Raw genomic sequence first — 25,924 nt, 5'->3', positions numbered from 1 at the left:
GTGTCGATCACTGTGAAGCTGATCAACCCCATCGCCATGGAAGAAGGCCTGCGCTTCGCCATCCGCGAAGGTGGGCGTACCGTCGGCGCCGGCGTGGTCGCGAAAATCATCGCGTAATTCGCGCAAACTAAGGAATTACGATGGCCGCCAAGCAAAAAATCCGCATTCGCCTGAAGGCGTTTGACTACAAGCTGATTGACCAATCGGCTGCTGAAATCGTTGACACCGCGAAGCGCACCGGTGCGATTGTCAAGGGCCCCGTGCCTTTGCCAACCCGCATGAAGCGTTTTGACATCCTGCGTTCACCTCACGTGAACAAGGCCAGTCGCGATCAGTTTGAAATTCGTACGCACCAGCGTCTGATGGATATCGTTGATCCCACAGACAAGACTGTAGACGCGCTGATGAAGCTCGATCTGCCAGCTGGCGTGGACGTTGAAATCAAGCTGCAGTAAGAAATAGTGGCCTTGGACGCAAGTCCAAGGCTTCTGACTAGCAAGGAAAAGCAGGGGGCTTGTGCAAATCACAAGCGCGCGCTATACTCGCTGGCTCTGCTCCATGTGCTTTTGCGCGTGGGTGGAGTTTTATTAACAGTCTCTCACGCAAAAACGCTGTAGCCAATTGAAGTTGCAGCGGTGGGAGTTACGGAGAAAACAATGAGTCTTAGCAATCACTTAGGGTTGCTGGGTCGCAAGGTTGGCATGATGCGCCTATTCACCGATGACGGGGATGCAGTTCCTGTTACGGTGGTAGACGTGTCGAACAACCGCGTGACGCAGGTCAAAACCCAGGAGAACGATGGCTACGTTGCCTTGCAGGTAACGTTCGGTGCACGCAAAGCTTCGCGTGTAACCAAGCCCATCGCCGGTCACCTTGCCAAAGCAGGTGTTGAAGCCGGTGAAATCATCCAGGAATTTCGCGTAACCGCTGATGCAGCCGCAAAGTACACCGCTGGTGCTACTGTGCCCGTTGCTGATGTGTTTGTTGTCGGTCAAAAAGTGGACGTGCAAGGCACCTCCATTGGTAAAGGCTTCGCCGGTACCATCAAGCGCCACAACATGAGCTCGCAACGTGCTTCGCACGGTAACAGCCGTTCGCACAACGTTCCCGGTTCTATCGGTATGGCACAAGACCCAGGTCGCGTGTTCCCCGGTAAGCGCATGACTGGTCACTTGGGTGATGTCACCAAAACCACGCAAAACCTAGATGTGATCCGCATCGACGAAGCGCGTCAATTGCTGTTGATCAAGGGTGCAATCCCCGGTGCAGCAGGTGGTTTTGTGACCGTCCGTCCCGCAGTCAAGGCTAAAACAGCGAAAGGAGCGAACTGATGCAGCTCGAACTCCTGAATGACCAAGGTCAGGCTACGTCGAAATACGACGCGCCAGAAACCGTGTTTGGTCGCGCATACAACGAAGACTTGGTTCACCAAGTGGTGGTGGCCTTCCAGGCCAACGCGCGTCAAGGCACCCGTGCCCAAAAAGACCGCGAGCAAGTCCATCACTCGACCAAGAAGCCTTTCAAGCAAAAGGGAACGGGCCGCGCCCGTGCCGGTATGACTTCCTCGCCTCTGTGGCGCGGAGGCGGCCGCATCTTCCCTAACATGCCCGATGAAAACTTCGCGCAAAAGATCAACAAGAAAATGTACCGCGCAGGTATGGCTTCCATCTTGTCTCAGCTGGCCCGCGAAGGCCGTCTGGCAGTGGTTGACTCCCTGAAGGTGGATTCTCCCAAGACCAAGCCATTGGCAGCCAAATTCAAGGCGATGAACCTTGAGTCCGTGCTGGTGATTGCTGACGAAGTGGATGAAAACCTGTACTTGGCATCTCGCAACCTAGTGAACATCCTAGTTGTTGAGCCTCGCTATGCAGATCCCCTGTCGTTGGTGCACTACCGCAAGGTGTTGGTGACCAAGGCTGCCATGGACAAACTCAAGGAGATGTTCGCATGAGCGCCCGTATGAACAACACGTCGAAAGTCAAGTACGACGAAGGTCGTTTGATGCAGGTTCTGGTTGCTCCCATCGTGTCTGAAAAGGCAACCATGGTGGCTGAAAAATCCAATGCTGTGACGTTCAAGGTGCTACAAGACGCTACCAAGCCCGAAATCAAGGCCGCTGTGGAATTGATGTTCAAGGTGGAAGTGCAAGGCGTTTCTGTGGTGAACACAAAAGGCAAGGCCAAGCGCTTTGGCAAATCGAATGGCCGTCGCGACAACGTTCGCAAAGCCTACGTGATGCTCAAGCCTGGCCAAGAGCTGAACCTTGGTGGGGAGGCCGCGTAATCATGGCTGTCATTAAAATGAAACCTACTTCTCCAGGCCGTCGTGGCGTGGTGAAGATTTCGCGTGACCACCTGTACAAGGGTGCTCCTCACGCTGCGTTGCTGGAACCTCAGTTCCAGCATGCTGGTCGTAACAACAACGGCCACATCACCACCCGTCACAAGGGCGGTGGACACAAGCACCATTACCGCGTTGTCGACTTTGTGCGCAACAAGGATGGCATTCCCGCCAAAGTGGAACGCATTGAGTACGATCCCAACCGCTCTGCGCACATCGCACTGGTGTGCTACGCCGACGGCGAACGCAAGTACATCATCGCCCCCCGTGGTCTGGAAGTCGGCGCAACCATCATGAATGGTTCCGAAGCTCCTATCCGCGTGGGCAACACTTTGCCCATCCGCAACATCCCAGTGGGTTCCATCATCCATTGCGTGGAATTGCAAGTGGGCAAGGGCGCACAGATCATCCGCTCTGCCGGTACATCTGCCACCCTGCTGGCCCGTGAAGGCACTTACGCCCAGGTTCGCGTTCGCTCCGGTGAGGTTCGCAAGATCCACATCGACTGCCGCGCAACCATTGGCCAAGTCGCCAACGAAGAGCACAGCCTGCGTCGCCTGGGTAAAGCCGGTGTCAAGCGCTGGATGGGTATTCGCCCAACCGTTCGCGGTGTGGTGATGAACCCGGTTGACCACCCGCACGGTGGTGGTGAAGGCAAGACCGGCGAAGGCCGTCATGCAGTCGATCCTTGGGGTAATCTGACCAAGGGTTACCGTACCCGTAACAACAAGCGCACGCAGGTCATGATCGTGTCGCGTCGCAAGAAGTAAGGGGTAGGTAAATGACTCGTTCTCTCAAAAAGGGTCCCTTTGTGGACCACCACCTGGTAGCCAAGACCGAAAAGGCCGTTGCTACCAAGGACAAGAAGCCGATTAAGACTTGGTCGCGTCGTTCTATGATCTTGCCCGATTTCATCGGCTTGACCATTGCTGTGCACAACGGCAAACAGCACGTACCTGTCTATATCACCGATCAAATGGTTGGCCACAAGTTGGGTGAGTTCGCTCTGACCCGTACTTTCAAGGGTCACCCTGCGGACAAAAAAGTCCAAAAGAAATAAGGAGGTGACCATGGAAACTCGTGCAACCCTTCGTGGCGTCCGTTTGTCGGTAGACAAAGGTCGTCTGGTCGCGGATCTGATCCGTGGCAAAAAAGTTGACCAAGCTCTGAACATCTTGCAATTCACACAGAAAAAAGCTGCTGTGATCATCAAGAAGGTTCTGGAGTCCGCCATTGCCAATGCTGAGCACAATGATGGCGCCGACATCGACGAACTGAAGGTGAAAACCATCTACGTCGAACAAGGTGCTTCTCTGCGTCGCTTCACAGCACGTGCCAAAGGCCGTGGCAATCAAATCCGCAAGCCCACGTGCCACGTGTACGTGACGGTTGGTAACTGAAAGAGGCCAGGAAGATATGGGACAAAAAATCCACCCAACCGGCTTTCGCTTGGCGATCAGCCGTAATTGGTCTTCTCGTTGGTACGCTAGCAACCGTGATTTCGCGGGCATGCTGGCCGAAGACATCAAGGTGCGTGAGTACCTGAAGGCCAAGTTGAAGAACGCTTCGGTTTCGCGCATTCTGATCGAGCGTCCTGCCAAGAACGCGCGTATCACCATTTTCTCGGCTCGTCCGGGCGTGGTGATCGGCAAGAAGGGCGAAGACATCGAAAACTTGAAGCGCGATCTGGGCAAGCAATTGGGCGTGCCAGTGGCAGTGAACATCGAAGAAGTGCGTAAGCCCGAAATCGATGCCAAGCTGATCGCTGACAGCATCACCCAGCAGCTCGAAAAACGCATCATGTTCCGCCGTGCCATGAAGCGCGCCATGCAAAACGCGATGCGTTTGGGCGCCTTGGGCATCAAGATCATGTCGTCCGGTCGTCTGAACGGCATCGAAATTGCTCGTACCGAGTGGTACCGTGAAGGCCGTGTGCCATTGCACACCCTGCGCGCTGACATTGACTACGGAACTTCCGAAGCCAAAACCACGTACGGCATCATCGGTGTGAAGGTCTGGGTCTACAAGGGTGATACCTTGGGCCGTAACGATCTGCCCGCTGCTGTGGAGCCTCGTTCCGAAGAAGAACGTCGCCCACGTGGTCCCCGCCGCGATGACCGCGGTGGTGCCCGTCCAGGTGCTGACCGCGCCGCTCCCCGTGGCGCTCGTCGTCCCGTGGGTGGCAATGCAGCCCCTGCCGATGGCAGCGACAAGCCCGCAGAAGCACTGGGTGCTGATGCAAACAAACCAGCCGTTAAGCGCGTTCGTAAAATCGCCGCGCCAGCTGCAGCAGCTGACGGTAAAGGAGAATAACCATGTTGCAACCCGCTCGCCGGAAATACCGCAAAGAGCAAAAAGGCCGTAACACCGGTATTGCTACCCGAGGAAGCTCGGTCGCATTCGGTGACTTCGGTCTCAAATGTACTGACCGCGGCCGTCTGACGGCTCGCCAGATTGAAGCTGCACGTCGTGCAATTTCCCGTCACGTGAAGCGTGGCGGCCGTATCTGGATTCGTGTGTTCCCTGACAAGCCGATCTCCCAAAAGCCTGCTGAAGTGCGTATGGGTAACGGTAAAGGTAACCCCGAGTACTACGTGGCTGAAATCCAGCCCGGCAAGATCGTGTTTGAAATCGTCGGTGTGCCTGAAGAGCTGGCACGCGAGGCATTCCGTTTGGCTGCGGCCAAGCTGCCTCTGCGTACTACGTTCGTGGCACGCATGATTGGCCAGTAATTCAGGAGATATCGAAATGACGAAAGCTGCTGAACTGCGCACCAAAGACATTGCCGGACTCACTACGGAAGTCAAAGAGCTGCAAAAAGCCCACTTTGGCCTGCGTATGCAAAAAGCCACGCAACAACTCAACAACACCGCTACGCTGCGCTCTGCGCGCCGTGATATTGCTCGCGCCAAGACTATTCTTGTCGAGAAGCAAAGCGCTGAAAAATCCGCCAAATAAGGAGCGATAAATGACGGAAGCTAAAAAATCCCTCAAGCGCACCTTGATTGGCAAGGTGGTCAGCGACAAGCGTTCGAAGACAGTGACTGTACTGATCGAGCGTCGCGTGAAGCATGAGCTTTACGGCAAGATCGTGGCAAAAACCAGCAAGTACCACGCCCATGACGAAAAGGGCGAGTACAAGTTGGGTGATGTCATCGAAATCACGGAAAGCAAGCCCATTTCCAAGACCAAGAACTGGGTTGCGACCCGCTTGGTGGAAAAGGCTGCTGCAGTCTAAGCCTATCGGCTTCGTTCACTGCAAGTGACTTCAAAACGGCCCACAATGTGGGCCGTTTTCATTGGTACTTTCAAAACGTACTTTCATTCTCAGGAGCACACATGATTCAAGTCGGTCAAACCCTTCCCGCCACCACACTGATGGAATATTCCGAAGTCGAGGGCGAAGGCTGTAGCCTGGGCCCAAACCCGGTTGACGTGGCCAAGGCCACTGCCGGCAAGACCATCGCGCTGTTTGCCTTGCCAGGCGCGTTCACCCCCACCTGCTCGGCCCAGCACGTGCCCGGCTACGTGCAAAACGTGGAAGCTTTCCAGGCGGCTGGCGTGGATGAGATCTGGTGCGTCAGCGTGAATGACGCTTTTGTCATGGGCGCATGGGCCCGTGACCAGAAGACCGCTGGCAAGGTCCGCATGCTGGCCGACGGCAGCGCTGCCTTTGCCCAGGCTACGGGCTTGACCCTGGACCTCACGAGTCGCGGCATGGGGCTGCGTAGCAACCGCTACTCCATGCTGGTGAAAGACGGCAAGGTGGTTTCGTTGAACGTGGAAGCCCCGGGCAAATTCGAAGTGAGCGACGCTGCAACCTTGCTGGCTCAAGCCAAGGCCTAAATACGCCGCGTTTGTGCAAAGCCCTGCCGCACGGTTGTGCGGCAGGGCTTTTTTAACGCCTACAGCTCCGCCTTCAGGTAGTGCGCGCCGGGAATCGGGTTGTAGTAGAACGGTGGCACATCTACAAAACCCAATTCGGCATACAGGGCGCGGGCAGATTCCATATCGTCTAGGGTGTCCAGCAGCACGCAGCTGTAGCCCGATTGCCGTGCCGCATCCAGAATGCCCTCGACCAGCATGCGGCCCAGGCCCAAGCCCCGAAATTCGGGGCGCACATACAGGCGCTTCATCTCCGAGGCGTTGGGATAATCGGCACTGTCCAGCGGACGCAATGCGCAGCAACCGGCAAACGCCTCGCCGACCACCGCCACCAGCAAGCTGCCGCGCGGTGGGGCGTAATCACCAGGCAGCTGCCGCAGTTCGGTCTCGAAATTCTGGAAGCACAGGTCCACATTCAGGCTGTCGGCGTACTCCTTGAACAGCACGCGCACACCGTCGAGGTCGGCGGGCGAGTGGGGTTGCAGCAGCCGCGCTGCTTCGGGCGCCTGCAAGGCAGACTCAGGACTCATTCTGTCCACCGCACCAAGGCAGTCACCAGGCCTGCGCACGCTAGAAAAATAACGAGCGCCAGGGTTCGCGAGGCGGCGTCGTCGCGCGAGGCGGGCACGGGCTCGGTCAGCTGCTTGTTGCCGTGCAGCATAGGTGCGACCAGGTTGTGCCCCTTCTTGAACTTGTAAAACAGGATGGCAGCGATGTGCAGCAACACCAGAACAATCAGGATGACCTTGCCGACCTCGGCGTGGTACTCGCTGGCCAGGCTGACCCACTTGCCGCTCACGAACTTGGTCAAAGGGCCGGAAGACGCGATCTCGTCGTCACTGAACAAGCCGGTGAAGACCTGCAGCAGGCTGAACCCCAGCAGGGCCAAGACCGACAGGAAACCCACCGGGTTGTGGCCCACGCTGTGCAGCGTCTGGCCTTCACCGCGCAGGTAACGCAGGATGGTGGACGGGTGGTAGATGAAGCTGGAGAAGCGCGACCAGTGCCCCCCGACGAAACCCCACACCAGCCGAAACAGCAGCAGGGTCAGCACGCTATAGCCCAGCCGGAAATGCCAGTCGAATTTGCCGGTCTGTCCGGTGAATACCAGCGCCACAAAGCACACGGCCAAGGCCCAATGGAAGAGCCGAGTGGGCAGGTCCCACACCCTGGTTGTCTGCATAGTTTGTCTCCCGATACGAAGGGCGGGTCCGACGGGCCGCCACGCAACAATGTAGCACCGCGCTGGTCGCAACTGGAGGGCGCTTGGTACTTACCCTCGGTTGTTGCCCGCGTGAGAACTTTTGCAAATTGGCGTTACTCTACCCGCTGGCCATTTCTAACCACTCCTGGAGAGGACAACCCATGAAAAAGCTTGTTTCCCTGATTTTGGCAGCGACTGCCTTGGTGATCGCAGTGCCTGCCTTCGCGCAGTTCGCCAAAGCGGAAGATGCCATCAAGTACCGCAAGAGTGTGATGTTCGTGATGCAACAGAACTTCGGCCGGGTGGCTGCAATGGCGGCGGGCAAGGCTCCGTTTGATGCCAAGGTGGCTGCGGACAGTGCCGAAGTGGCCGCGTTCATGAGCAAGCTGCCTTGGAGCGCATTTGTGGAAGGCTCGGACAAGGGGGACACCAAGGCCAAGGCTGAGATCTGGACCGACAAGGCTAAGTTCACCGAACTGTCTGAGAAGCTGCAGGCCGACATGGCAAAACTTAGCGCGGCCGCCAAAACCGGCAACCTCGACAACATCAAGGCGGCGGTGGGCGCCGCCGGCGGCAACTGCAAGACCTGCCACGACGCATTCCGCAGCTAGGCGTTCGCCTGCTGCGCGGTTGCAGGAAACCGCTCAGGTTTCCTGCAATAGTTTTTCGATGAGCTGGTGCAGCTCGGTGAAATTGGGCTCGCCCACGTAGCGCTTGACGATCTCGCCGCGCTTGTTCACCAGGTAGCTGGTGGGGGTGATGCCTACTTCACCCCAGGCCTTGGCTACAGCACCGGTATTGTCGATGGCCACGTCAAACGGCAGCTTGCGGGTCTGCACATAGTTCACTACGTAGCTGGGCGGGTCGTAAGACATGGCCACGGCCATGGTGCCGTAGCCCTGGCCCTTGTATTTTTCGTAGGTGGCGATGACCTTGGGCATCTCGGCCACGCAGGTGACGCAGCTGGTGGCCCAGAAATTCACCAGGGTCACGCGGCCTTTGAGGTCGGTGGTTTGCTTGTGCGAACCGTCCAGTAGCACGAAGGTCGAGGCTGGTGCGGCATTGCCACTGCCCAGCAAATAAGCGCCAGCAAGCACGGCACAAGCCGCTACGATGCTGGCGATCACGATTTGTTTTTTCATCTCAGTAGGTACCCCGCATGGACCGTCGACATTTTAATTCTTTCACGCTGACCAGTGCCGCCCTGTGGGCAGCAGCCAGTTTGCAACCCGCCTACGCCTTGAGTCTGGAGGACCTGACCAATGCAGACGCCTCCAAGGGCTTGAAAACCGCGCTGGAAAAAGGCGCGTTGGCCGCCGTAGGCATTCTGGGCACCACGGATGGATTCCTGGGCAACGAAAAAGTTCGCATTCCTTTGCCCGGTTACCTCGAAGATGCCGGGAAACTGCTGCGCACCTTTGGCCAGGGCGCCCGCGTGGATGAGCTGGTGACCTCCATGAACCGCGGTGCCGAGGCTGCCGTGCCCATGGCCAAGGACTTGCTGGTCAAGGCGGTGCAGACCATGTCAGTGAACGATGCCAAGGGCATTCTGACGGGGGGTGACACCGCAGTGACCCAGTTTTTTGCCGAAAAAACCCGCTCGCCGCTGGGCGTCAAATTCCTGCCCATCGTGACCAAGGCCACGGCGAAAGTCGGCCTGGCCGACAAGTACAACCAGCTGGCCGGCAAGGCCTCGGAGCTGGGGCTGATGAAAAAGGAAGACGCCAACATCCAGCAGTACGTGACCGGCAAGGCGCTGGATGGCCTGTTCTTCATGATTTCGGAAGAGGAGAAAAAGATCCGCCAAAACCCCGTGGCGTACGGCAGCTCGATTCTGACCAAGGTCTTTGGCGCGCTGAAGTGAGGCGCGTGGCGACCGCACGGGCACTGCTGCCGGTGCTGGGGCTTGCTGTACTGTCCGCCTGCAGTCCGGCGCTGAACTGGCGCCAGGCCAGCGTGGCGTCGGTCCCGGTGATGCTGCCCTGTAAACCCGACAAGGCGCAGCGCAGCGTGACGCTGGTGCCGCACACCTTGGCGATGGACATGGTGGGCTGCGAGGCGGCCGGCGCGCTGTTTGCGGTGAGCCGTGTGGAGTTGCCCGAAGGCGTGGCCGCACCCGAGGTGCTGGCCGCCTGGCGGGCCCAGGCACTGGCGGCGCTGCGCGCCAGCCAGGTGCAAGACCAGCCCATGGCGGGCGCCACGCTGCTGCAGGCACAGGGTCTGCGCCCCGACGGCAGCGCGGTGCAAGCCCAGCTGTTGTGGCGCCTGCGGGGGCGCCAGATTGTTCACTGGGCGGTGTATGCCGAGCGGCTGGGGCCCGACATGACAGAGCCGTTTTTCGCCGAGACGCCGCAGCCATGACGCTGCTGTCGCCCCGCAAGGCCGTGGGGGTCTTTCTGGCCTTTGGGCTGGCTTACTTTCTCTCCGCCCTCATCCGGGCCATCACCGCCACGCTGGCCCCCACGCTGGTGCAGGAGTTCAGCCTGCAGTCACGCGACCTGGGGCTGCTGGCCGGTGGCTACTTTCTGGGCTTCGCTGCCACCCAGCTGCCGCTGGGCCGTTGGCTGGACCGCATGGGCCCCCAACGTGTGGAGATCGCATTTCTGTCGGTGGCCCTGGTGGGCTGCCTCGCGTTTGCGTTGGCCACCAGCTTTTGGGGTTTGATGGCGGCGCGCGTGTTGTGCGGTGCGGGCGTCAGTGCCTGCCTGATGGCTCCGCTGACCGGCTACCGCCGCTGGTACGCCCCCGAGCAGCAGATGCGCGCCAACTCCTGGATGCTGATGGTGGGAGCACTGGGTATGGTGGCGTCCACGCTGCCGGTGCAGTGGCTGATGCCGGTCATCGGCTGGCGCGGTGTCTTCGTGGTGCTCGGTGCGCTGGTGGCCCTGGCGGTGCTGTCCATTGCCTGGCAATCGCCCGCCTGGCCCGCCGAGGCTGCGGCGGCGCCCGCGCAAGAGGGGGTGCTGGCCAGCTACCGCGAGGTTTGGCGCCACCCGTATTTCCGCAAGCTGGCGCCGCTGGGCTTCTTCAACTACGGCGGGCTGGTGGCTTTACAAACGCTGTGGGCCGGGCCGTGGATGGTCAAGGTGGCGGGGTACAGCGCGCTGCAGGCGGCCACCGGTCTGTTCTGGCTCAACGTGTCCATGCTGCTGGCCTACCTGCTGTGGGGTTGGGCCAACCCCTGGCTGGCACGCCAGGGTTACACCGCCACGCGCCTGATCACGCTGGGGCTGCCGGTGAATTTTTTGCTCTTTGCTACTCTTTTGATAGCTGCTGGCGCAATTACTACGGGGGCTACGGTGCTGTTTGCCTTGGTATGCGTGAGCTGCACGGTATGCGCGCTGGCGCAGCCGGCAGTGGGCATGGCCTTTGCGCCCGCGTTGGCGGGGCGGGCGCTGTCGGCCTACAACCTGATGATATTTGCCGGCGTGTTTGCCGTGCAGTGGGGCATCGGCTTGCTGCTGGACGGCTTCAGGGCGCTCGGGTTGGGAGAGGTGGCGGCATACCAGGCGGGCTTTGGTGTGTATGGCCTCACCTGTGTCGCGGCCTATGCGCATTTCTTGCGGGCAAAGGCGCCATAATCCCCTTCCACCCCCTCTGCGCCCTTTCATGAACACAGGCATTCTCATCGTCGCCCATGCACCGCTGGCCAGTGCGCTGCGCACGGCGGCCCTGCACGTGTACCCCGAAGCGGCAGCCGGTGTGCTGGCGCTGGACGTGGCCCCCAACGAGAGCACCGACATCACCCGCGTGGCGGCCCAGGCGCTGCTGGCCCAGCTGGGCACACCGCAGGCCTTGGTGCTGACGGATGTGTTCGGTGCCACGCCCTGCAATGTGGCGCAAAAGGTGGTGGATGGCATCACCACCAAACTGGTGGCCGGCGCCAATCTGCCCATGCTGCTGCGCACCGTCAACTACCGCCATGAAGTCCTGGACGTGCTGGTCACGCGGGCGCTGGCGGGCGGTATCCAGAGCATCATGCAAGTGGCGGTCACCGCTCCCCAAAACCAACATCGCAAACCCCATGATCAGCACCAACACGACCATAGTCAATAAACTGGGATTGCACGCCCGAGCGTCGGCCAAGCTGACCAAGCTGGCAGGCAGTTTCCCCTGCGAGGTGTGGATGGCCCGTGGCGAACGCCGCGTGAACGCCAAGAGCATCATGGGCGTGATGATGCTGGCCGCCGGCATAGGCTCCGAAGTCATGCTGGAAACCAGCGGCGAGCGCGAGCAGGAAGCCATGGACGCATTGCTGGCGTTGATCAACGACAAGTTTGGCGAAGGCGAATGACTTTCTCCATCCACGGCCTCACCGTCTCGCGCGGCATTGCCATTGGGCGTGCCGTGCTGGTGGCGTCGAGTCGCGTGGATGTGGCGCACTACTTCGTCAAACCCCATGAGGTGGAATCGGAGATAGACCGCGTGCGCGCCGGGCGCGATGCGGTGGTGGAAGAGATTGCGCGCCTGCAGGACAGCATCACGCGCATGGGCCCCAAGGAGGCGCCGCATGAGTTGTCGGCCCTGCTGGATGTGCACCTGATGCTGCTGCAGGACGAAGAGCTGGTGGCAGGGGTGAAGCACTGGATCACCGACCGGCTGTACAACGCCGAGTGGGCGCTGACCACACAGCTGGAAATCATTGCGCGCCATTTCGACGAAATGGAAGACGCCTACCTGCGCGAGCGCAAGACTGACATGGAGCAGATCTGCGAACGTGTGCTGCGCGCCATGAAGGGCGCGCAGTCGCCCGTGCTGCAGCCGGTGCAGCGCAGCCCGCGCAAGCCCTCGCAACAAGACCTGCTGCTGGACGACACGGTGGACGTGCCGCTGGTGCTGATCGCGCACGACCTGTCGCCGGCGGACATGCTGCAGTTCAAGCAGAGCGTGTTTGCCGGCTTCATCACCGACGTGGGTGGCAAGACCTCGCACACCGCCATCGTGGCGCGCAGCATGGACATTCCGGCCGTGGTGGGGGCACGCACCTGCAGCCAGCTGGTGCGCCAGGACGACTGGATCATCATCGATGGCGATGCCGGCGTGGTCATCGTGGACCCCTCGCCCATCATCCTGGCCGAGTACGGTTTCAAGCAGCGCCAGGGCGAGCTGGAGCGCGGCCGCCTGCAGCGCCTGTTGCATACGCCCGCCGTGACCATGGACGACCAGCGCGTGCAACTGCTGGCCAACATCGAAATGCCCGAGGACGCGCAGGTGGCGCTCAAGGCCGGCGCGCTGGGTGTGGGCCTGTTCCGCAGCGAATTTTTATTCATGGGCCGCCAGGGTCGCCTGCCCGATGAGGAAGAGCAGTACCAGGCTTACAAAAAAGCCGTGGAGGGCATGCAGGGCCTGCCTGTGACGATCCGCACGGTGGACGTGGGCGCCGACAAGCCGTTGGACGCCTCGGTGCGCGACGACGCCCACCTGAACCCCGCGCTCGGCCTGCGCGCCATTCGCTGGAGCCTGGCCGACCCCGGCATGTTTCTGACCCAGCTGCGCGCCATCCTGCGCGCCGCGGCGCATGGCAAGGTGCGCATGCTGATCCCCATGCTGGCCCATGCCAGCGAGATCCGCCAGACCATTGCCCATGTGGAGAAGGCGCGCGCCCAGCTGGACCGCCGTGGCGTGGCCTACGGGCCCATTCAGCTCGGCGCGATGATCGAGATTCCGGCCGCGGCTTTAAGCCTGCGGCTGTTCCTGAAGTACTTTGATTTCCTGTCCATCGGCACCAACGACCTGATCCAGTACACGCTGGCGATCGACCGGGCCGACGAGTCGGTGGCGCATCTGTACGACCCCATGCACCCCGCGGTGCTGCGCCTGGTGGCCGACACCATTGCCGAGTGCCGCGCCCAGGGCAAGGACGTGAGCGTGTGCGGCGAGATGGCCGGCGACGTGAGCATGACGCGCCTGCTGCTGGGCCTGGGCCTGCGCAGCTTCTCCATGCACCCGGCGCAGATACTCGCGGTCAAACAAGAGATCTTGCGCGCCGACGCCGGCAAGCTGGAGGCCTGGGCGCAGGGTGTGTGCGACGCTGAAGAGCCCGGCGAGGAACTCAGTAGCCGGCCCATGCCGCTATAAAAACAGGAGCTGTTCGCGCAGTATTGACGGGGGCTAGAGATCGATTTGACTCGTAATTAGCCTATTTGCCAGCCCGCGAGCCCAGCACCGCAGCCCCCACAATCATCACGGCCGCCAGCACCACCGAGGCGCTCGGCCACTCGCCACGCAGCCACAGCAGCGCCAGCGTCGACAGCAGCGGCGTGAGGAAGGACAGCACGCCGATCTGCCGCGCATCGCCACGCTTGAGCGCCGCATCCCACAGGTAAAACGCGCCACCCAGCGGTCCCAGACCCATGGCGGCGAGCAGCGCCCAGTCGTGCGCACTCAAATCGACCGGGGTTTCCAGCAGCGTGTGGCACAGCAGCGAGAGCAGCCCAGACACCAGCCCGAACAGGCCAATGGCCGCACTGGGAAAGGCGGGCACCCGCTGGGTCAGCAGCGAGTAGCTGGCCCAGACGAAGGCCGAGACCAGCGCCGGCACGTAGCCCCACGCAAAGCCGCCCTGCAAGTCACGCCCGCCCACAATGGCCAGCGCCGCACCGGCAAAGCCCAGCAACGCGGCCGCAATGTGCAGGCCCTGCAGCCGCATGCCGGGCAGGAACAGCGGCGCCATCAGCACAATGCCCAGCGGCCACAGGTAGTTCACCAGGTTGGCCTGCACCGGTGGCGCATGGCGCAGCGCAATGAACAGCAGAAAGTGAAAACCAAACAGCCCGTACACGCCCAGCGCCAGTGTGGATGCGGGCACCCGCCACTGTTGCACCCGGCCGTTGGAGAGGACAAGCCCAATGAGGCTGCCAATCAGCAGCGCCCAGCCGGTCAGCAAAAACGGTGGCACATGGCCCAGCGAGACACCCAGCGGGGCGAGCGAACCCCAAAGGGCAATGGCAGCGAGGGCGAGGAGGGAGGCTTGCATGGTGACAAGCTTAGCGGCAGGTGCTAGCGCGCAACCACGGTCTGCTGTCGCGAAACGGTGGTGTTGCCGCTGCTCAGTGGCGCGTGTGCTGGCGCAGGGCGGCAGTCAGGGCCGATGCGGACTGGTAGCCGCAGCGGCGTGCAATGTCGGCCATGGCCAGGCCTTGGGCGCGCAGTTGGCGGGCCCGTTGCAGGCGCAAGTCACGCAGCCACTGCATGGGGCGCATGCCGGTTTCCTGTTGGCAGCGCACGGCAAACTGGGTAGGGCTTAAAAACACCTGTTGGGCGAGATTGGCCACGGTCAGCGGCGTGTGCAGCTGCTGCTGGCACCACAGGTTCAGGCCGCCCCAGTCAATGCGGCGCTGGCTGCGGGTGGGCTGGGTTGTTGGCGCGCGCCAGCAGTCCAGCAGCAAAAGCGGGCCATAGTGCTGCGCCAGGCTGTTTTGCTCGGCCAAGGCCAGCTGCAGGTAATGCGCCAGGGCCAGCGCCGTGGCCGGCTGCACCGGTGTGCCGACGGCAGCCGCCCAGTCGGCTTCGGCCGTATCCAGCACCAGGCAGCGCGCGTTGCCGTTGGCCTCAAAGTCATGCCGCTCGCCGGGCGCAATCACGCAGCCGCCGCCGGCCGTGATGCGCTGGCCGCGGCCTTGTACTTCCAGCTCCAGCGTGCCCTCCAGGCCCAAGAGCACCTGGAAATGGTCGTGCGCATGGCTGCCGGGCGATGGGCCGTACTGGCGCAGCGACAAGGAACCATGGGCGGCGTGCATGGGGGCTGCTTCAGGCCAGGCGCTGGTCTGTGGAGGGGCGCTTCCACAGGTTGATACCGCCGTCCACCGCGTGGCGGTCGATGGTGGTCAGCTCGTCGGCGCTGAACGTCAGGTTGCCCATGGCACCCACCAGGTCGATGATCTGTTCAGGCTTGCTCGCGCCAATCAGGGCCGAGGTGACACGCTTGTCACGCAGCACCCAGGCCGTGGCCATCTGTGCCAGGCTCTGGCCGCGGGCCAGGGCGATGTCGTTGAGGGCGCGCACATGCTTGAGGTTCTGCTCGCTCAGGTGGTCCTTGTTGAACGATCCGCCGCCGGGGCGGTTGATGCGGGCGTCGGCTGGCACACCGTTGAGGTACTTGTTGGTCAGCAGGCCCTGGGCCAGCGCGCTAAAGGCGATGCAGCCCATGCCGGTGTCGTCCAGCGCGTCCAGCAGGTCTTCCTCGATCCAGCGGTTCATCAGGCTGTACGAGGGTTGGTGGATCAACATGGGCACGCCCATACTTTTCAGGATGGCCGCGGCTTCGCGCGTTTTGGTGCCCGAGTAGCTGCTGATGCCGGCGTACAGCGCTTTGCCCTGTTGCACGGCGGTCGCCAGTGCGCCCATGGTTTCTTCCAGGGGGGTGTCGGGGTCAAAGCGGTGGCTGTAGAAGATGTCCACGTACTCCAGGCCCATGCGTTTGAGGCTTTGGTCCAGGCTGGACAGCACGTACTTGCGCGAACCGCCGCCTTGGCCATAGGGGCCCGGCCACATGTCGTAGCCAGCCTTGCTGGAGATCAGCAGCTCGTCGCGGTAGGGTTTGAAGTCGCGGCGCAGATGCTCGCCAAAGTTGGTCTCGGCGCTGCCGTAGGGCGGGCCGTAGTTGTTGGCCAGGTCGAAGTGGGTGATGCCCAGGTCAAAGGCCGTGCGCAGCATGTCGCGCTGGGTCTGGAAGGGCGTGGCATCGCCAAAGTTGTGCCACAGGCCCAGCGACACCGCGGGGAGTTTGAGGCCGCTTTTGCCGCAGGTGCGGTAGGGAACACGTCCGTCGTAACGGTCAGAGGCTGCGTGGTACATGGTGCACTTCACAAAAAAGGTGGAACAACAGAATGCAGCATTGTGGCCTTTTTTGGCACCGCCGGTGGGCGCGGGGTTTCAGTGCACCACCACCTTGGAAAAGAGGTTGATGACCAGCACGCCGGCCACGATCAGGCCAATGCCGAGGATGGCGGCCGCGTCCAGTGCCTGCTGGTACAGCAACCAGCCGGCAATCGACACCAGCACCACCCCGGCCCCGGCCCAGATGGCATAGGCCACGCCCACCGGGATGCTGCGCAGCGTGAGTGACAGAAAGAAGAAGGCCAGGCCGTAGCCCACCACCACCAGCGACGACGGTTGCCAGCGCGTGAAGCCCTCCGTCGCTTTGAGTGCCGAGGTGGCGAACACCTCGCAGGCGATGGCAATCGCCAGGTACAACCAGTTCATGCGGTGCGCCCCGTCGTTACTGCAGCACCAGCAGGTTCTCGTGCGCGAAGCTGAGGTTCACCGGTGTGCCGCGTTGCGGGAGTTGCCGATGGGGGGCATTGAACACGTCCAGCGACACGACTTGGTCGCCAGCCCGCGTGCGGATGCGCACGATGGAGCCCAGAAAGCTCACGTCGTCCACCACCACCTGCAGGTTGTTTTTGCCAGCCTCGGGTGCGGCCATGCTCACGGCCTCGGGCCGCAGGGCCAGCATGCAGGACTGGCCCGCTTGCAGGCCGGTCAGGGGGTGGCTGCTGGTCAGGGTCTGGTCGCCCACGCGCAGGGTGCCGGCTTGCACGTCGGCCACGGTGGCGTTCACCTGGTTCAGCGTGCCGATGAACGAGGCCACAAAGCGGGTGCGCGGAACGTTGTAAATCTCGGACGGCGTGCCGGTCTGCTCCACACCGCCTTCGTTCAGCACCACGATGCGGTCGGAGATGGACAGGGCCTCTTCCTGGTCATGGGTCACGAACACGGTGGTGATGTTCAGGGCCCGTTGCAGCGTGCGGATTTCTTCGCGCAGAGAGATGCGGATCTTGGCGTCCAGCGCCGACAGGGGTTCGTCCAGCAGCAGCACTTTGGGTTTGTTGGCAATTGCGCGTGCCAGGGCCACGCGCTGTTGCTGCCCACCCGACATCTGCCAGGGATAGCGGTCGGCCAGTTTCTCCAGCTTGATGAGCGCCAGCATTTCTTTCACGCGCGCGTCAATCTGGTCCTGCGGCATCTTGGCCACTTTGAGGCCAAAGCCGATGTTCTGCGCCACCGTCATGTTGGGGAACAGCGCGTACGACTGGAACACCATGCCCACATTGCGCTGGCTGGTGCGCAGCTGGGTCACGTCCTGTCCATCAAACACGATGCTGCCTTGGGAGGGCGACTCGAAGCCCGCCAGCATGCGCAGGATGGTGGTCTTGCCGCAGCCCGAGGGGCCGAGGAAGGTGATGAACTCGCCCTTCTCGATGGAGATGGAAAAGTCCTTGACGGCTGTTTGGTTGCCGAAGTGTTTTTGCAGCTGGGAGATTTCCAGAAAAGCCATGTCGGAGTTCTCGTAAAAATTATTTTTGGGTGCGTGCTGCAGAGTTGCGACCGAAGACCTGGATCAAGCCCATCGAGGCCCAGGTCAGCAGGAAGGCAATCACCGCCAGCGCAGAAGGCTCATACGCGCGGTTGGCACCGATGAGCTGCAGGTAGGGACCAAAGGCCGGGCGGTCCAGCAGGCTGGCCATGGTGAACTCGCCGATGACGACCGCAAAGGTCAAGAAGGCGCCTGACAGGATGGCCGAGGTGATGTTGGGAAAAATCACCTTGAACAGGATGGTGGCGGTGTTGGCGCCCAGCACCTCGGCGGCCTCGGTGAGCGTGCGGATGTCGATGGTGCGCAGCCCCGTGTCCACCGAGCGGTACATATACGGCAGCGCGAGCGTGACATAGCTGCACATCAGCAAAAAGTCGGTTGCCCGCTCGCTGCCGGTGAGCGGGATGATGGAGCTGCTGTTGTACATGCGCAGGTAGCCGTACACGATGACGATGGCCGGGATGACCAGGGGCAGCAGTGTGATGAACTCCACCAGCGGGCGCAGCTTGGGCATGCGCAAATGCACCCAGTAGGCCGTGGGCACCACCAGCAACACGCCCACCAGGATGGTGACCACGGCCATCACGATGGAGTAGCCAAAAGTGGTCTGAAACTGCGGGTCGGCAAACACGACGCGGTAGGCATCGAAGCTGTATTCGCCGCGCCGCATGCGCAGGCTGAATTCGAAGGTGGCGATCAGCGGGATCAGGAAGTAGCTGGCACCGATGGCCATGGCGATCCAGGCGCCCAGGCGGGACTGGCGGTTCATGCGCGGCTCCTTTCGGTCTTGCTGCGCAGGACCATGTAACCGGCATTTGCCAGGCCGGTGATCACGATCATGCCCAGCGCCATGGCGTAGCCCAGGTTGGGGTTGTGCAGCACGTCACCGCGGATCTGCGCGTACAAGAGGATGGGCACGATATTGAGCGAGCTGCCAGTCAGCGCGTAGGCCGTGGCGACGGCACCGAAGGCATTGGCGAACAGCAGCAGCATAGCGCCCACCATGCTGGGCCAGAGCACTGGCAGGGCCACATAGCGCCAGTAGTGGAACGCGGTGCCGCCCAGGCAGTCGCAGGCCTCACGCCATTCCTTTTTCAGGCCTTCCAGCGCCGGGGTCACGATGAGCACCATGAGCGGAATCTGGAAGTACAGGTAGGTCAGGGCCAGGCCCACAAAGCTCAGGATGCTGAAACCGCTGGCATACAGGTTGACATCCAGGTAGGTGCGCAGCAGCACGGTGACCAGACCCATGCGCCCCAAGGTGGAGAGAAAGGCAAACGCCAGTGGCACCCCGGCAAAGTTGGAGGCCACGCCGGAGAAGGTCATCAGCGTGGGGCGTATCCACGCGGGAAGCTTGCCCATGACGGCAGCCCATGCGAGCACAAAGCCCAGCAGGCCGCCACCCAGGGCGGAGGCCGCGCTGATTTTGAAACTGATCCAGTAAGCCTCCAGCACATTGGGCTCCATCAAGCCGCGAAGGTTGGCGAGCGTGAAGCGGCCCTCGGCATCCTGGAAGGCGCCCACCATCAGGTAGCCCGTCGGCAAAATGAGAAACAGCAGCGCGAACAGCATGAAGGGCACAACGCCCAGCAGGTTGAAGGAGGCCGGTTTGGCAGCGACCGCGGGCGGTGCTTGGGAGGCGGGTGAGGCGACAGGCATGGGCAGTTCAGGCAGAAGCGTTACCAAACAAAATCGGGCAGGACCGCGGTCTGCGGTCTTGCCCGATTAGCAATGTTCAAGCCAAAGGCTTACTTGACGGTGGCTCCCACCACTTGGTCCCATTGCTTGGTGATGGTTTCCTTGGCCGCATTCTGCTGGTCCAGGGTCGGGAACACAGCCTTGGAATAGGCCGCGGCAGGCGGCAGATGGTCCAGCGAGGCTTTGGTGAACTTGTTCTTGGCCACCATGTCGGTGAAGCGGATGGGGTGGCAGTAGCCGTTCAGCAGACCTTGCTGGCCTTCGTCGGAGTACAGGTACTCCATCCACAGCTTGGCTGCGTTGGGGTGGGGTGCGTAGGCGCTGATGGCCTGCACGTACTGCCCGGCAATCACACCAGACTTGGGTACCACGACCTCCACCTTGGGGTTGCCCTTGAGCGTGTCGCGGTCGGCCAGGGCCAGGTAGTCCCAGCGGATGATGATGGGGGTGGTGCCTTGGGTGAAGGAGGCCGCCTTGCCGATCACGGGCACAAAATTGCCGGCCTTGTTCAGGTCAGAGAAAAACTTCAAACCGCCTGCAGCGGCTTTGGACGCATCACCACCGGAGGTGCCCAGGCCCGCGGCGTAGATGCCCTGGATGGCCTGGTTGGCGCTGCGCGGGTCACCCGCCAGGGCGACTGCATTTTTGTATTCGGGTTTGAGCAGGTCGGCCCAGTCGGTCGGAACCTTGGAGACCAGGTCGGTGTTCACCTGGAAGGTCAGCACGCCGTAGTAGTCGCCGTACCAGTAGCCTTCAGGGTCCTTGGCGGAATCGGGAATGGTGGACCAGGTGGAGACCTTGTAGGGCTGGATCAGGCCGGCAGCCTTGGCAGCGGGGCCGAAGGACAGGCCCACGTCAATGGTGTCAGGGGCTTGGGGGCCTTTGTTGTCTTTGTTGGCCTTGATGGCTTCGATTTCGTCGCCCGAACCTGCGTCAGGGTTCAGCTCGTTGACCTTGATGCCGTACTTGGCCTTGAAGGCATCAATGATGGGGCCGTAGCCGCACCAGTTGCGTGCCAGGGCGATCACCGTCAGCTGGCCTTCGGTCTTGGCGGCAGCAATCAATTCGGCGGACTGGGCGTGGGCGGCAGGTGCCGCGCAGACGGCCAGAACGGCGGTGGTCAAGGCGCTGAGCGCGGGGCGAACAGAAAAACGTGTTGACATAAAGTTCCCTATAAAAAAGAAAGCGTCGCCAGTGTTCAGGTTCCAAATGACAGTCCTGTGACGGATGCATGACGGCCTTAGCATCTTCCCCCTGAACCCCCCTGCAGCGCAATTGCGCGTGTCGCAACTGAACTAGAAAGTGACGCTTTTTTGTTACTTGCGCCGCACCACGCTTCAGCGCTGTTGCGTTTCGTACGCAGGGTGTATGAAAAACGGCGCCTGCGAGCGCGGCAAGGCGGGCTTGTTGCGGATGGTGTCGGCCATTTTTTCGGCCAGCATGATGGTGGGCGCATTCAGGTTGCCGCTCACCACGTCGGGCATGATGGACGCGTCCACCACGCGCAGGCCGGTGACCCCATGCACGCGGCCGCTGCCGTCGGTCACCGCCATCTCATCACTGCCCATGCGGCAGGTGCAGGACGGGTGCAGCGCGCTCTCGGCGTGCTCGCGGATGTGGGCGTCGATCTCTGCATCTGTTTGCACATCGTCCTTGGGCGATACGGCCTCGCCCCGGAAGCGGTCAAAGGCCTTTTGGCTGAAGATTTCACGGGTCAGGCGGATGCCGGCCCGCATCTCCTTGCGGTCCTGCTCGGTGGCCATGTAATTGAACAGAATGCGCGGCGCTTCCTTGGGGTTGGCGCTCTTGATCTTGACGAAGCCGCGGCTGGTCGGGCGCATGGGCCCCACATGCGCCTGGAAGCCGTGGAAGCTCGCTGGCGCACTGCCGTCGTAGCTGATCGCCATGGGCAGAAAGTGGTACTGCAGGTCCGGGTGTTGCACGCCGGCCTCGCTGCGGATAAAGCCGCCCGATTCAAAGTGGTTGGTCGCCCCCAGGCCCGTGCCCTTGAGCATCCACTCCAGCCCGATCTTCACCTTGGCGATGGGGTTCATCGCGCTGTAGAGCGTGATGGGCTCTTGACAGGCGTACTGCACATAGGTCTCCAGGTGGTCCTGCAGGTTCTCGCCCACGCCGCGCAGCGGGGCCACCACGGGGATGCCCAGGGCGCGCAGTGCGTCAGGGTTGCCAATGCCGGAGAGCTGCAGCAGTTGTGGCGAGTTGATGGCGCCGCCGCACAGAATCACCTCGCGGTTGGCCCGAATGGTGTCGGTGCGGTGGCCGTTGACCACCTCCACGCCCGTGGCTTGGGGCGGGTTGGTGTCGGCTGCAAAGGTGACGCGCGCTACCAGGGCGCGGGTGCGCACCTGCAGGTTGGGGCGTTGCAGCGCGGGGCGCAGGTAGGCCATGGCGGTGCTCCAGCGTCGGCCCTTGTGCACGGTCATGTCCATGGGGCCCAGGCCCTCCTGGCGGTAGCCGTTCATGTCGTCGGTGCGGGCATAGCCGGCCTGCTGGCCCGCTTCGATGAAGGCGGTGTACAGCGGGTTCTTGCAGGCGCCGGTGGACACATGCAGGGGACCGCTGTCGCCCCGGTAATCGTCCCCGCCCTTGGCCCGTGTTTCGGCCTTGCGGAAATAGGGCAGGCAGTCGGCATACGACCAGTTCTCCAGCCCGGCGTGGGAGGCCCAGCCCTCGTAGTCCATGGCGTGGCCGCGGATGTACACCATGCCGTTGATGGACGAGGAGCCCCCCAGCACCCGCCCGCGTGGGCAGTACATGGTGCGGTGGTTCATGTACGGGTCGGGCTCGGAGTGGTAGTACCAGTTGTACTTGTCGTTGGCCAGCGGGTAAGCAAACGCCGAGGGCATGTGGATGAAGATGCTCTTGTCGCCCGGGCCGGCTTCGAGCAGCAGCACCGACACCTCGGGATCCTCGGTCAGGCGGTTGGCCAGCACGCAGCCGGCAGAGCCGGCCCCCACGATGATGTAGTCAAAAGTTTCTGTGCGCATGGCAAGGCGTGGCGAAGGGTTAGCGGTAGCCGCAGGCCACCTGGCCGAGTTCGACGTAGACCGTTTTGAGCTGGGTGTAGTGTTCCAGCGCGACCATGCTGTTCTCATGGCCGATGCCGGATTCACGGGCGCCGCCGAACGGCATTTCGATCGGCGTGATGTTGTAGTTGTTGATCCAGCAGATGCCCGCTTTCAGGCCGGCCGCCATGCGGTGGCCGCGCGCACTGTCCCGCGTGAACACACCGGCGGCGAGGCCGAAGCGGGTGTCGTTGGCACGGCGCAGCACTTCGGCTTCGTCGTCAAACGCCAGGATGGACATCACGGGCCCGAAGATCTCCTCCTGCACGATGCGCATGGGGTCGGTGCAATCGGCAAAGATGGTGGGGGCCACAAAGTAGCCGCCTTCCATGCCTGGCACGGCCACGGTGTGGCCGCCGCACACCAGGGTGGCGCCCTCGTCCTTGCCGATCTGGATGTAGCCCATCACCTTGTCTCGGTGCGCGGCTGAAATCAATGCGCCCACCTCGGTGTCGGGGTGCATGGGGTCGCCCACACGCAAGAGCGCGGTGCGCTCCTGCAGGCGCGCGATGAAGCGCGGCAGCATGCTGCGCTGCACGAAGACGCGGGTGCCGTTGGTGCAGATCTCGCCCTGGGTGTAGAAGTTCGCCATCATGGCGGCGGTGACGGCCTGCTCGAAGTCTGCGTCCTCAAACACCACAAGCGCTGACTTGCCACCCAGCTCCATGGTCACGCGCTTGAGTGTGTCTGCAGCACTGGCCATGACGCGTTTGCCGGTGGGCACCGAGCCGGTGACGGAGACCTTGGCCACATCGGGGTGCGCGGCCAGCAGGGCGCCGGTGTTGCCACGGCCCTGCAGCACCTGGAATACACCCGGAGGCACACCGGCCTCCAGGTACACCTCGGCCAGCTTCACCGCGGTCATTGGGGTTAGCTCTGAAGGTTTGAAAATCATCGCGTTGCCCGCGGCCAGCGCGGGGCCGGATTTCCAGCACGCAATCTGGATGGGGTAGTTCCAGGCACCGATGCCCACGCACACGCCCAGGGGTTCGCGGCGGGTGTAGGCGAAGGCGTTTTTGAGCGGGTACTGGGCACCGGCCAAGGTGGCAGCGGCGCCGGCAAAGTACTCGATACAGTCCGCACCGCTGGCCACGTCAACCACTTGGGCCTCCTGCCAGGGTTTGCCAGTGTCTTGCACTTCCAGGGCGGCGAGTTCGTCGTTGCGCGCGCGCAGGATTTGCACCGCGCGTTGCAGGATGCGGCCGCGCTCGGTGCCGGTCAGGGCCGACCAGACCGCAAAGCCGCGCTGGGCGGCGGCCACGGCGGCCTCTACATCGGCCGGCGTGCAGTCATGCACACCCGCGATGACCTGGCCCGTGGCCGGGTTCAGGGTGTCAAAGCGCGCGCCACTGCCGTGCACGGCCTGGCCGTCAATAAAACTGGGAACTACAACATCCGTCACAAGCGTCCTTTTTGGCTGCGGCTCAGCGCAGCACCACCGTTTTTTTACCGTTGATGAACACCCGCCGGTCCAGCACAAAGCGCATGGCACGCGAGAGCACCAGGCTCTCCACCAGCCGACCCGCCTGGGCCAGGTTCTGGGGCGTGTCTGCGTGGTCTACGCGCTCGACGGATTGTTCGATGATAGGACCCTCGTCCAGATCGGTGGTGGCAAAGTGGGCCGTGGCACCGATGAGTTTGACGCCACGCTCGAACGCCTGCAGGTAGGGCTTGCCGCCCTTGAATCCGGGCAGGAAGGAGTGGTGGATGTTGATGACGCGGCCATGCAGGCGATGGCACAGGTCTTCACTGAGCACCTGCATGTAGCGGGCCAGCACGACGAACTCTGCGCCCGTGTCCACAATGATGTGTTCCAGCTGCGCTTCCTGCTGCGGCTTGGTGTCGGCGCTGATGGGCAGGTGGTGAAATGGCAGGCCCTCGGCTTGGGCGATGCTGGCCAGGTCGGCATGGTTGGACACCACGGCCACGATGTCCATATTCAGTTCGCCGCGCCGCCATTGCGCAATCAGCTCGCGCAGGCAGTGGTCAAACTTGGAGACCATGATGAGCACCTTGGTAGGTACGGCCAGGTCGTGCACTTTCCACTGCGCATTCGGGAACGTCGCGGCCAGCCCGGTGAGTGCGTGTTCGAGCACCTGCACCGGACTGCGCAGGCTGAAGACACCGCGCACAAAAAACCGCTCCGTGGTGTGGTCGTCAAACACAGAGAACTGCTCGATGTAGGCGCCATGCTCGTTCAGCAGGTTCGAGATGGCGGCCACCTGGCCGCGGGCACTCCCGCAAGACAGGTTGAGACAGTAGTGGGTGGCGGTGTCCAGGCTCATGCAGTCCTGCTCACTTCAGGGACGCGACAACGGCAGGCAGTCCGTCCTGGCCCGCGAAGGTCTTCACGCCCTTGAGCCAGCCTTCCAGCACGGCAGGGTTTTTCTTCAGGTAGTCCTTGGCGGCGGCATTGGGCTTGGCCTTGCCCATGATGGACAGCATCACGCTGTTTTCCATGCCGGTGTTGAACTGCAGGTTCTTCAGCAGGGCCACCACGTTGGGGCAGCGGGTTTCGTAGGCTGGCGGAATCGCGGTGAACACCTTGGCCTCACCCAGGTTGGGGCCGAACACGGCGTCTCCACCCTCCAGGTATTTCATCTTCACCTGCACGTTCATGGGGTGGGGTTCCCAGCCCAGGAAGACGATGGGCTTGCTGCCCCGGGTGGAGCGCATCACTTCGGCCAGCATGCCGGCCTCAGACGACTCCACGATCTTGAAGCCCTTGAGGTTGAAGTCGTTCTTCTTGATCATGTCGATGATCAGGGCGTTGCCGTCGTTGCCGGGCTCAATGCCGTAGATCTTGCCGTCCAGCTCTTTCTGGAACTTGGAAATGTCGGCGAAGGTTTTCAGGCCCTTGTCGTACAGGTAGGCGGGCACGGCCAGGGTGTACTTGGCACCCACCAGGTTGGGCTGGTCCAGCACCTTGATCTGACCGGCCTTTACAAAGGGCTCGATCATCGGGGTCATGCTGGGGTTCCAGTAGCCCAGGAATGCGTCGATCTGCTTGGACTTGATGCCCGCAAAGGTGATGGGCACCGACGCGATGGTCACCGTGGGCTTGTAGCCCAGGCCTTCCAGCACCACCGAGGCCATGCCGGTGGTGGCAGCGATATCGCTCCAGCCCACGTCGGCAAAACGCACGGCCTTGCAGCTGGCATCTTCTGCCTGGGCCAGCGGTGCGGTGAGGGAGAGTACAGCGGCTGTGCAAGCCAGCGTCGAGAGTGTGAGCTTCATGACCAGTTCCAATCGTGTGAGGTGGGGGAATTTCGAGCTAAACGCCCTGCGACTTTGGCAGGTTGGCCGTGCCCAACTTTGCTCAGAACGACGTGAAATGGCTCCAGCGCGGCATGGGCCTTGAAACAGAGAATTTAAGGAAAAAGTGCCGCTAGC

The 25,924-nt window shown here is 62.0% G+C and carries 35 protein-coding genes; 20 read left to right on the top strand and 15 right to left on the bottom strand.

Annotated features, from left to right (window positions below):
* The 13 genes from AC097R_RS21175 to AC097R_RS21115 all read left to right on the top strand — a co-directional run.
* Positions 1-117: EF-Tu C-terminal domain-related protein (locus tag AC097R_RS21175; protein WP_446033001.1), on the top strand; the 117-nt coding region annotated here is incomplete at its 5' end.
* 23 nt (positions 118-140) lie between these two features.
* A complete protein-coding gene (gene rpsJ / locus AC097R_RS21170; RefSeq protein ID WP_068674876.1) occupies positions 141-455 on the top strand; it encodes a 30S ribosomal protein S10 in 315 nt (104 codons plus the stop codon).
* Positions 456-656: 201 nt separating this feature from the next.
* Complete coding sequence (rplC, locus tag AC097R_RS21165) at positions 657-1,331, top strand: 50S ribosomal protein L3 (RefSeq protein ID WP_310342537.1); 675 nt, start codon at positions 657-659, stop codon at positions 1,329-1,331.
* A complete protein-coding gene (rplD, locus tag AC097R_RS21160) occupies positions 1,331-1,951 on the top strand; it encodes a 50S ribosomal protein L4 (protein ID WP_479600190.1) in 621 nt (206 codons plus the stop codon). Before rplC ends, rplD begins: the two co-directional genes overlap by 1 nt.
* Before the next feature lie 8 nt (positions 1,952-1,959).
* Positions 1,960-2,283 (top strand): 50S ribosomal protein L23, encoded by a 324-nt coding sequence (gene rplW / locus AC097R_RS21155; protein WP_105261719.1) that lies wholly within the window; start codon positions 1,960-1,962, stop codon positions 2,281-2,283.
* Positions 2,284-2,285: 2 nt separating this feature from the next.
* A complete protein-coding gene (rplB, locus tag AC097R_RS21150; protein WP_479600189.1) occupies positions 2,286-3,110 on the top strand; it encodes a 50S ribosomal protein L2 in 825 nt (274 codons plus the stop codon).
* An 11-nt stretch (positions 3,111-3,121) separates the two neighbouring features.
* A complete protein-coding gene (rpsS, locus tag AC097R_RS21145) occupies positions 3,122-3,400 on the top strand; it encodes a 30S ribosomal protein S19 (protein WP_094476242.1) in 279 nt (92 codons plus the stop codon).
* Between the two features lie 10 nt (positions 3,401-3,410).
* On the top strand, positions 3,411-3,740 hold the full coding sequence (gene rplV, locus AC097R_RS21140; protein ID WP_075585605.1) for a 50S ribosomal protein L22: 330 nt from the start codon (positions 3,411-3,413) through the stop codon (positions 3,738-3,740).
* Positions 3,741-3,756: 16 nt separating this feature from the next.
* Complete coding sequence (gene rpsC, locus AC097R_RS21135) at positions 3,757-4,653, top strand: 30S ribosomal protein S3 (RefSeq protein ID WP_310342522.1); 897 nt, start codon at positions 3,757-3,759, stop codon at positions 4,651-4,653.
* A 2-nt stretch (positions 4,654-4,655) separates the two neighbouring features.
* Positions 4,656-5,072 carry a 50S ribosomal protein L16 gene (gene rplP / locus AC097R_RS21130; protein WP_029708121.1) on the top strand — a complete coding sequence of 139 codons (417 nt, stop codon included), beginning with the start codon at positions 4,656-4,658 and terminating at the stop codon, positions 5,070-5,072.
* A 16-nt stretch (positions 5,073-5,088) separates the two neighbouring features.
* The gene (gene rpmC / locus AC097R_RS21125; protein WP_310342506.1) at positions 5,089-5,298 is read left to right on the top strand and encodes a 50S ribosomal protein L29; all 210 of its coding nucleotides are present in this window, start codon (positions 5,089-5,091) and stop codon (positions 5,296-5,298) included.
* A gap of 10 nt (positions 5,299-5,308) precedes the next feature.
* A complete protein-coding gene (gene rpsQ / locus AC097R_RS21120) occupies positions 5,309-5,578 on the top strand; it encodes a 30S ribosomal protein S17 (RefSeq protein ID WP_105261715.1) in 270 nt (89 codons plus the stop codon).
* A gap of 101 nt (positions 5,579-5,679) precedes the next feature.
* Entirely contained in the window at positions 5,680-6,186 is a 507-nt protein-coding gene (locus tag AC097R_RS21115) for a redoxin family protein (RefSeq protein ID WP_479600188.1), read from the top strand.
* A gap of 59 nt (positions 6,187-6,245) precedes the next feature.
* Here the strand turns inward: AC097R_RS21115 and AC097R_RS21110 are convergent, their stop codons facing one another.
* Together AC097R_RS21110 and AC097R_RS21105 are read right to left on the bottom strand one after the other, a co-directional pair.
* Entirely contained in the window at positions 6,246-6,755 is a 510-nt protein-coding gene (locus AC097R_RS21110; protein ID WP_479600187.1) for a GNAT family N-acetyltransferase, read from the bottom strand.
* Positions 6,752-7,408, bottom strand: coding sequence for a cytochrome b/b6 domain-containing protein (locus AC097R_RS21105; protein WP_479600186.1), 657 nt, complete (start codon positions 7,406-7,408; stop codon positions 6,752-6,754). Before AC097R_RS21105 ends, AC097R_RS21110 begins: the two co-directional genes overlap by 4 nt.
* 182 nt (positions 7,409-7,590) lie before the next feature.
* Between AC097R_RS21105 and AC097R_RS21100 the strand changes: the two genes are divergently transcribed.
* Positions 7,591-8,040, top strand: coding sequence for a c-type cytochrome (locus AC097R_RS21100; RefSeq protein WP_479600185.1), 450 nt, complete (start codon positions 7,591-7,593; stop codon positions 8,038-8,040).
* A gap of 33 nt (positions 8,041-8,073) precedes the next feature.
* Here the strand turns inward: AC097R_RS21100 and AC097R_RS21095 are convergent, their stop codons facing one another.
* Complete coding sequence (locus AC097R_RS21095) at positions 8,074-8,571, bottom strand: TlpA family protein disulfide reductase (RefSeq protein ID WP_479600184.1); 498 nt, start codon at positions 8,569-8,571, stop codon at positions 8,074-8,076.
* A 17-nt stretch (positions 8,572-8,588) separates the two neighbouring features.
* Between AC097R_RS21095 and AC097R_RS21090 the strand changes: the two genes are divergently transcribed.
* Genes AC097R_RS21090 through ptsP form a run of 6 tightly spaced genes read left to right on the top strand, consistent with a single transcriptional unit; the run spans position 8,589 to position 13,507 of the window.
* Positions 8,589-9,293: a DUF4197 domain-containing protein gene (locus tag AC097R_RS21090; protein WP_479600183.1), complete on the top strand. Its 705-nt coding sequence runs from the start codon at positions 8,589-8,591 to the stop codon at positions 9,291-9,293.
* Between the two features lie 5 nt (positions 9,294-9,298).
* Entirely contained in the window at positions 9,299-9,790 is a 492-nt protein-coding gene (locus tag AC097R_RS21085; RefSeq protein WP_479600182.1) for a hypothetical protein, read from the top strand.
* On the top strand, positions 9,787-11,010 hold the full coding sequence (locus AC097R_RS21080) for an MFS transporter (RefSeq protein ID WP_479600181.1): 1,224 nt from the start codon (positions 9,787-9,789) through the stop codon (positions 11,008-11,010). Before AC097R_RS21085 ends, AC097R_RS21080 begins: the two co-directional genes overlap by 4 nt.
* 28 nt (positions 11,011-11,038) lie before the next feature.
* Entirely contained in the window at positions 11,039-11,485 is a 447-nt protein-coding gene (locus AC097R_RS21075; RefSeq protein ID WP_479600180.1) for a PTS sugar transporter subunit IIA, read from the top strand.
* Positions 11,454-11,723 carry an HPr family phosphocarrier protein gene (locus AC097R_RS21070; RefSeq protein ID WP_479600179.1) on the top strand — a complete coding sequence of 90 codons (270 nt, stop codon included), beginning with the start codon at positions 11,454-11,456 and terminating at the stop codon, positions 11,721-11,723. The genes AC097R_RS21075 and AC097R_RS21070 overlap by 32 nt, the downstream gene beginning before the upstream one ends.
* Positions 11,720-13,507, top strand: coding sequence for a phosphoenolpyruvate--protein phosphotransferase (ptsP, locus tag AC097R_RS21065; protein ID WP_479600178.1), 1,788 nt, complete (start codon positions 11,720-11,722; stop codon positions 13,505-13,507). Before AC097R_RS21070 ends, ptsP begins: the two co-directional genes overlap by 4 nt.
* A 61-nt stretch (positions 13,508-13,568) precedes the next feature.
* Here the strand turns inward: ptsP and AC097R_RS21060 are convergent, their stop codons facing one another.
* The 12 genes from AC097R_RS21060 to AC097R_RS21005 form a co-directional block, all read right to left on the bottom strand.
* Positions 13,569-14,405, bottom strand: coding sequence for a DMT family transporter (locus AC097R_RS21060; RefSeq protein WP_479600177.1), 837 nt, complete (start codon positions 14,403-14,405; stop codon positions 13,569-13,571).
* Between the two features lie 73 nt (positions 14,406-14,478).
* The gene (locus tag AC097R_RS21055; protein ID WP_479600176.1) at positions 14,479-15,168 is read right to left on the bottom strand and encodes a helix-turn-helix transcriptional regulator; all 690 of its coding nucleotides are present in this window, start codon (positions 15,166-15,168) and stop codon (positions 14,479-14,481) included.
* A 10-nt stretch (positions 15,169-15,178) separates the two neighbouring features.
* Entirely contained in the window at positions 15,179-16,225 is a 1,047-nt protein-coding gene (mgrA, locus tag AC097R_RS21050; RefSeq protein WP_479600175.1) for an L-glyceraldehyde 3-phosphate reductase, read from the bottom strand.
* A 78-nt stretch (positions 16,226-16,303) separates the two neighbouring features.
* Positions 16,304-16,633, bottom strand: a complete 330-nt coding sequence (locus AC097R_RS21045) for a DMT family transporter (RefSeq protein ID WP_479600174.1) — start codon at positions 16,631-16,633, stop codon at positions 16,304-16,306.
* Positions 16,634-16,649: 16 nt separating this feature from the next.
* Positions 16,650-17,708, bottom strand: a complete 1,059-nt coding sequence (locus AC097R_RS21040; protein WP_479600173.1) for an ABC transporter ATP-binding protein — start codon at positions 17,706-17,708, stop codon at positions 16,650-16,652.
* 19 nt (positions 17,709-17,727) lie between these two features.
* Positions 17,728-18,516, bottom strand: a complete 789-nt coding sequence (locus AC097R_RS21035; protein ID WP_479600172.1) for an ABC transporter permease — start codon at positions 18,514-18,516, stop codon at positions 17,728-17,730.
* On the bottom strand, positions 18,513-19,406 hold the full coding sequence (locus AC097R_RS21030; RefSeq protein WP_479600171.1) for an ABC transporter permease: 894 nt from the start codon (positions 19,404-19,406) through the stop codon (positions 18,513-18,515). The genes AC097R_RS21035 and AC097R_RS21030 overlap by 4 nt, the downstream gene beginning before the upstream one ends.
* Before the next feature lie 89 nt (positions 19,407-19,495).
* Entirely contained in the window at positions 19,496-20,608 is a 1,113-nt protein-coding gene (locus AC097R_RS21025; protein WP_479600170.1) for an ABC transporter substrate-binding protein, read from the bottom strand.
* A 174-nt stretch (positions 20,609-20,782) separates the two neighbouring features.
* Positions 20,783-22,453, bottom strand: a complete 1,671-nt coding sequence (gene betA, locus AC097R_RS21020) for a choline dehydrogenase (protein ID WP_479600169.1) — start codon at positions 22,451-22,453, stop codon at positions 20,783-20,785.
* Between the two features lie 19 nt (positions 22,454-22,472).
* A complete protein-coding gene (betB, locus tag AC097R_RS21015; protein ID WP_479600168.1) occupies positions 22,473-23,933 on the bottom strand; it encodes a betaine-aldehyde dehydrogenase in 1,461 nt (486 codons plus the stop codon).
* A 22-nt stretch (positions 23,934-23,955) separates the two neighbouring features.
* Positions 23,956-24,816 (bottom strand): formyltetrahydrofolate deformylase, encoded by an 861-nt coding sequence (purU, locus tag AC097R_RS21010; RefSeq protein ID WP_479600167.1) that lies wholly within the window; start codon positions 24,814-24,816, stop codon positions 23,956-23,958.
* A 10-nt stretch (positions 24,817-24,826) separates the two neighbouring features.
* Positions 24,827-25,768: a choline ABC transporter substrate-binding protein gene (locus AC097R_RS21005; RefSeq protein WP_479600166.1), complete on the bottom strand. Its 942-nt coding sequence runs from the start codon at positions 25,766-25,768 to the stop codon at positions 24,827-24,829.
* Positions 25,769-25,924 lie beyond the last annotated feature (156 nt).

This window comes from Rhodoferax sp. ZS1R25, from assembly GCF_056521335.1.
The sequence above is the reverse complement of the archived record's forward strand: the minus strand, read 5'-3'. Positions and strand labels throughout refer to the sequence as shown.

Bases quoted from the DNA above. Each gene is read 5' to 3' on its own strand.
- rpsJ (WP_068674876.1), top strand. From the start codon at position 141: ATGGCCGCCAAGCAAAAAATCCGCATTCGCCTGAAGGCGTTTGACTAC.
- rplC (WP_310342537.1), top strand. From the start codon at position 657: ATGAGTCTTAGCAATCACTTAGGGTTGCTGGGTCGCAAGGTTGGCATG.
- rplD (WP_479600190.1), top strand. From the start codon at position 1,331: ATGCAGCTCGAACTCCTGAATGACCAAGGTCAGGCTACGTCGAAATAC.
- rplW (WP_105261719.1), top strand. From the start codon at position 1,960: ATGAACAACACGTCGAAAGTCAAGTACGACGAAGGTCGTTTGATGCAG.
- rplB (WP_479600189.1), top strand. From the start codon at position 2,286: ATGGCTGTCATTAAAATGAAACCTACTTCTCCAGGCCGTCGTGGCGTG.
- rpsS (WP_094476242.1), top strand. From the start codon at position 3,122: ATGACTCGTTCTCTCAAAAAGGGTCCCTTTGTGGACCACCACCTGGTA.
- rplV (WP_075585605.1), top strand. From the start codon at position 3,411: ATGGAAACTCGTGCAACCCTTCGTGGCGTCCGTTTGTCGGTAGACAAA.
- rpsC (WP_310342522.1), top strand. From the start codon at position 3,757: ATGGGACAAAAAATCCACCCAACCGGCTTTCGCTTGGCGATCAGCCGT.
- rplP (WP_029708121.1), top strand. From the start codon at position 4,656: ATGTTGCAACCCGCTCGCCGGAAATACCGCAAAGAGCAAAAAGGCCGT.
- rpmC (WP_310342506.1), top strand. From the start codon at position 5,089: ATGACGAAAGCTGCTGAACTGCGCACCAAAGACATTGCCGGACTCACT.
- rpsQ (WP_105261715.1), top strand. From the start codon at position 5,309: ATGACGGAAGCTAAAAAATCCCTCAAGCGCACCTTGATTGGCAAGGTG.
- AC097R_RS21115 (WP_479600188.1), top strand. From the start codon at position 5,680: ATGATTCAAGTCGGTCAAACCCTTCCCGCCACCACACTGATGGAATAT.
- AC097R_RS21110 (WP_479600187.1), bottom strand. From the start codon at position 6,755: ATGAGTCCTGAGTCTGCCTTGCAGGCGCCCGAAGCAGCGCGGCTGCTG.
- AC097R_RS21105 (WP_479600186.1), bottom strand. From the start codon at position 7,408: ATGCAGACAACCAGGGTGTGGGACCTGCCCACTCGGCTCTTCCATTGG.
- AC097R_RS21100 (WP_479600185.1), top strand. From the start codon at position 7,591: ATGAAAAAGCTTGTTTCCCTGATTTTGGCAGCGACTGCCTTGGTGATC.
- AC097R_RS21095 (WP_479600184.1), bottom strand. From the start codon at position 8,571: ATGAAAAAACAAATCGTGATCGCCAGCATCGTAGCGGCTTGTGCCGTG.
- AC097R_RS21090 (WP_479600183.1), top strand. From the start codon at position 8,589: ATGGACCGTCGACATTTTAATTCTTTCACGCTGACCAGTGCCGCCCTG.
- AC097R_RS21080 (WP_479600181.1), top strand. From the start codon at position 9,787: ATGACGCTGCTGTCGCCCCGCAAGGCCGTGGGGGTCTTTCTGGCCTTT.
- AC097R_RS21075 (WP_479600180.1), top strand. From the start codon at position 11,039: ATGAACACAGGCATTCTCATCGTCGCCCATGCACCGCTGGCCAGTGCG.
- AC097R_RS21070 (WP_479600179.1), top strand. From the start codon at position 11,454: ATGATCAGCACCAACACGACCATAGTCAATAAACTGGGATTGCACGCC.
- ptsP (WP_479600178.1), top strand. From the start codon at position 11,720: ATGACTTTCTCCATCCACGGCCTCACCGTCTCGCGCGGCATTGCCATT.
- AC097R_RS21060 (WP_479600177.1), bottom strand. From the start codon at position 14,405: ATGCAAGCCTCCCTCCTCGCCCTCGCTGCCATTGCCCTTTGGGGTTCG.
- AC097R_RS21055 (WP_479600176.1), bottom strand. From the start codon at position 15,168: ATGCACGCCGCCCATGGTTCCTTGTCGCTGCGCCAGTACGGCCCATCG.
- mgrA (WP_479600175.1), bottom strand. From the start codon at position 16,225: ATGTACCACGCAGCCTCTGACCGTTACGACGGACGTGTTCCCTACCGC.
- AC097R_RS21045 (WP_479600174.1), bottom strand. From the start codon at position 16,633: ATGAACTGGTTGTACCTGGCGATTGCCATCGCCTGCGAGGTGTTCGCC.
- AC097R_RS21040 (WP_479600173.1), bottom strand. From the start codon at position 17,708: ATGGCTTTTCTGGAAATCTCCCAGCTGCAAAAACACTTCGGCAACCAA.
- AC097R_RS21035 (WP_479600172.1), bottom strand. From the start codon at position 18,516: ATGAACCGCCAGTCCCGCCTGGGCGCCTGGATCGCCATGGCCATCGGT.
- AC097R_RS21030 (WP_479600171.1), bottom strand. From the start codon at position 19,406: ATGCCTGTCGCCTCACCCGCCTCCCAAGCACCGCCCGCGGTCGCTGCC.
- AC097R_RS21025 (WP_479600170.1), bottom strand. From the start codon at position 20,608: ATGTCAACACGTTTTTCTGTTCGCCCCGCGCTCAGCGCCTTGACCACC.
- betA (WP_479600169.1), bottom strand. From the start codon at position 22,453: ATGCGCACAGAAACTTTTGACTACATCATCGTGGGGGCCGGCTCTGCC.
- purU (WP_479600167.1), bottom strand. From the start codon at position 24,816: ATGAGCCTGGACACCGCCACCCACTACTGTCTCAACCTGTCTTGCGGG.
- AC097R_RS21005 (WP_479600166.1), bottom strand. From the start codon at position 25,768: ATGAAGCTCACACTCTCGACGCTGGCTTGCACAGCCGCTGTACTCTCC.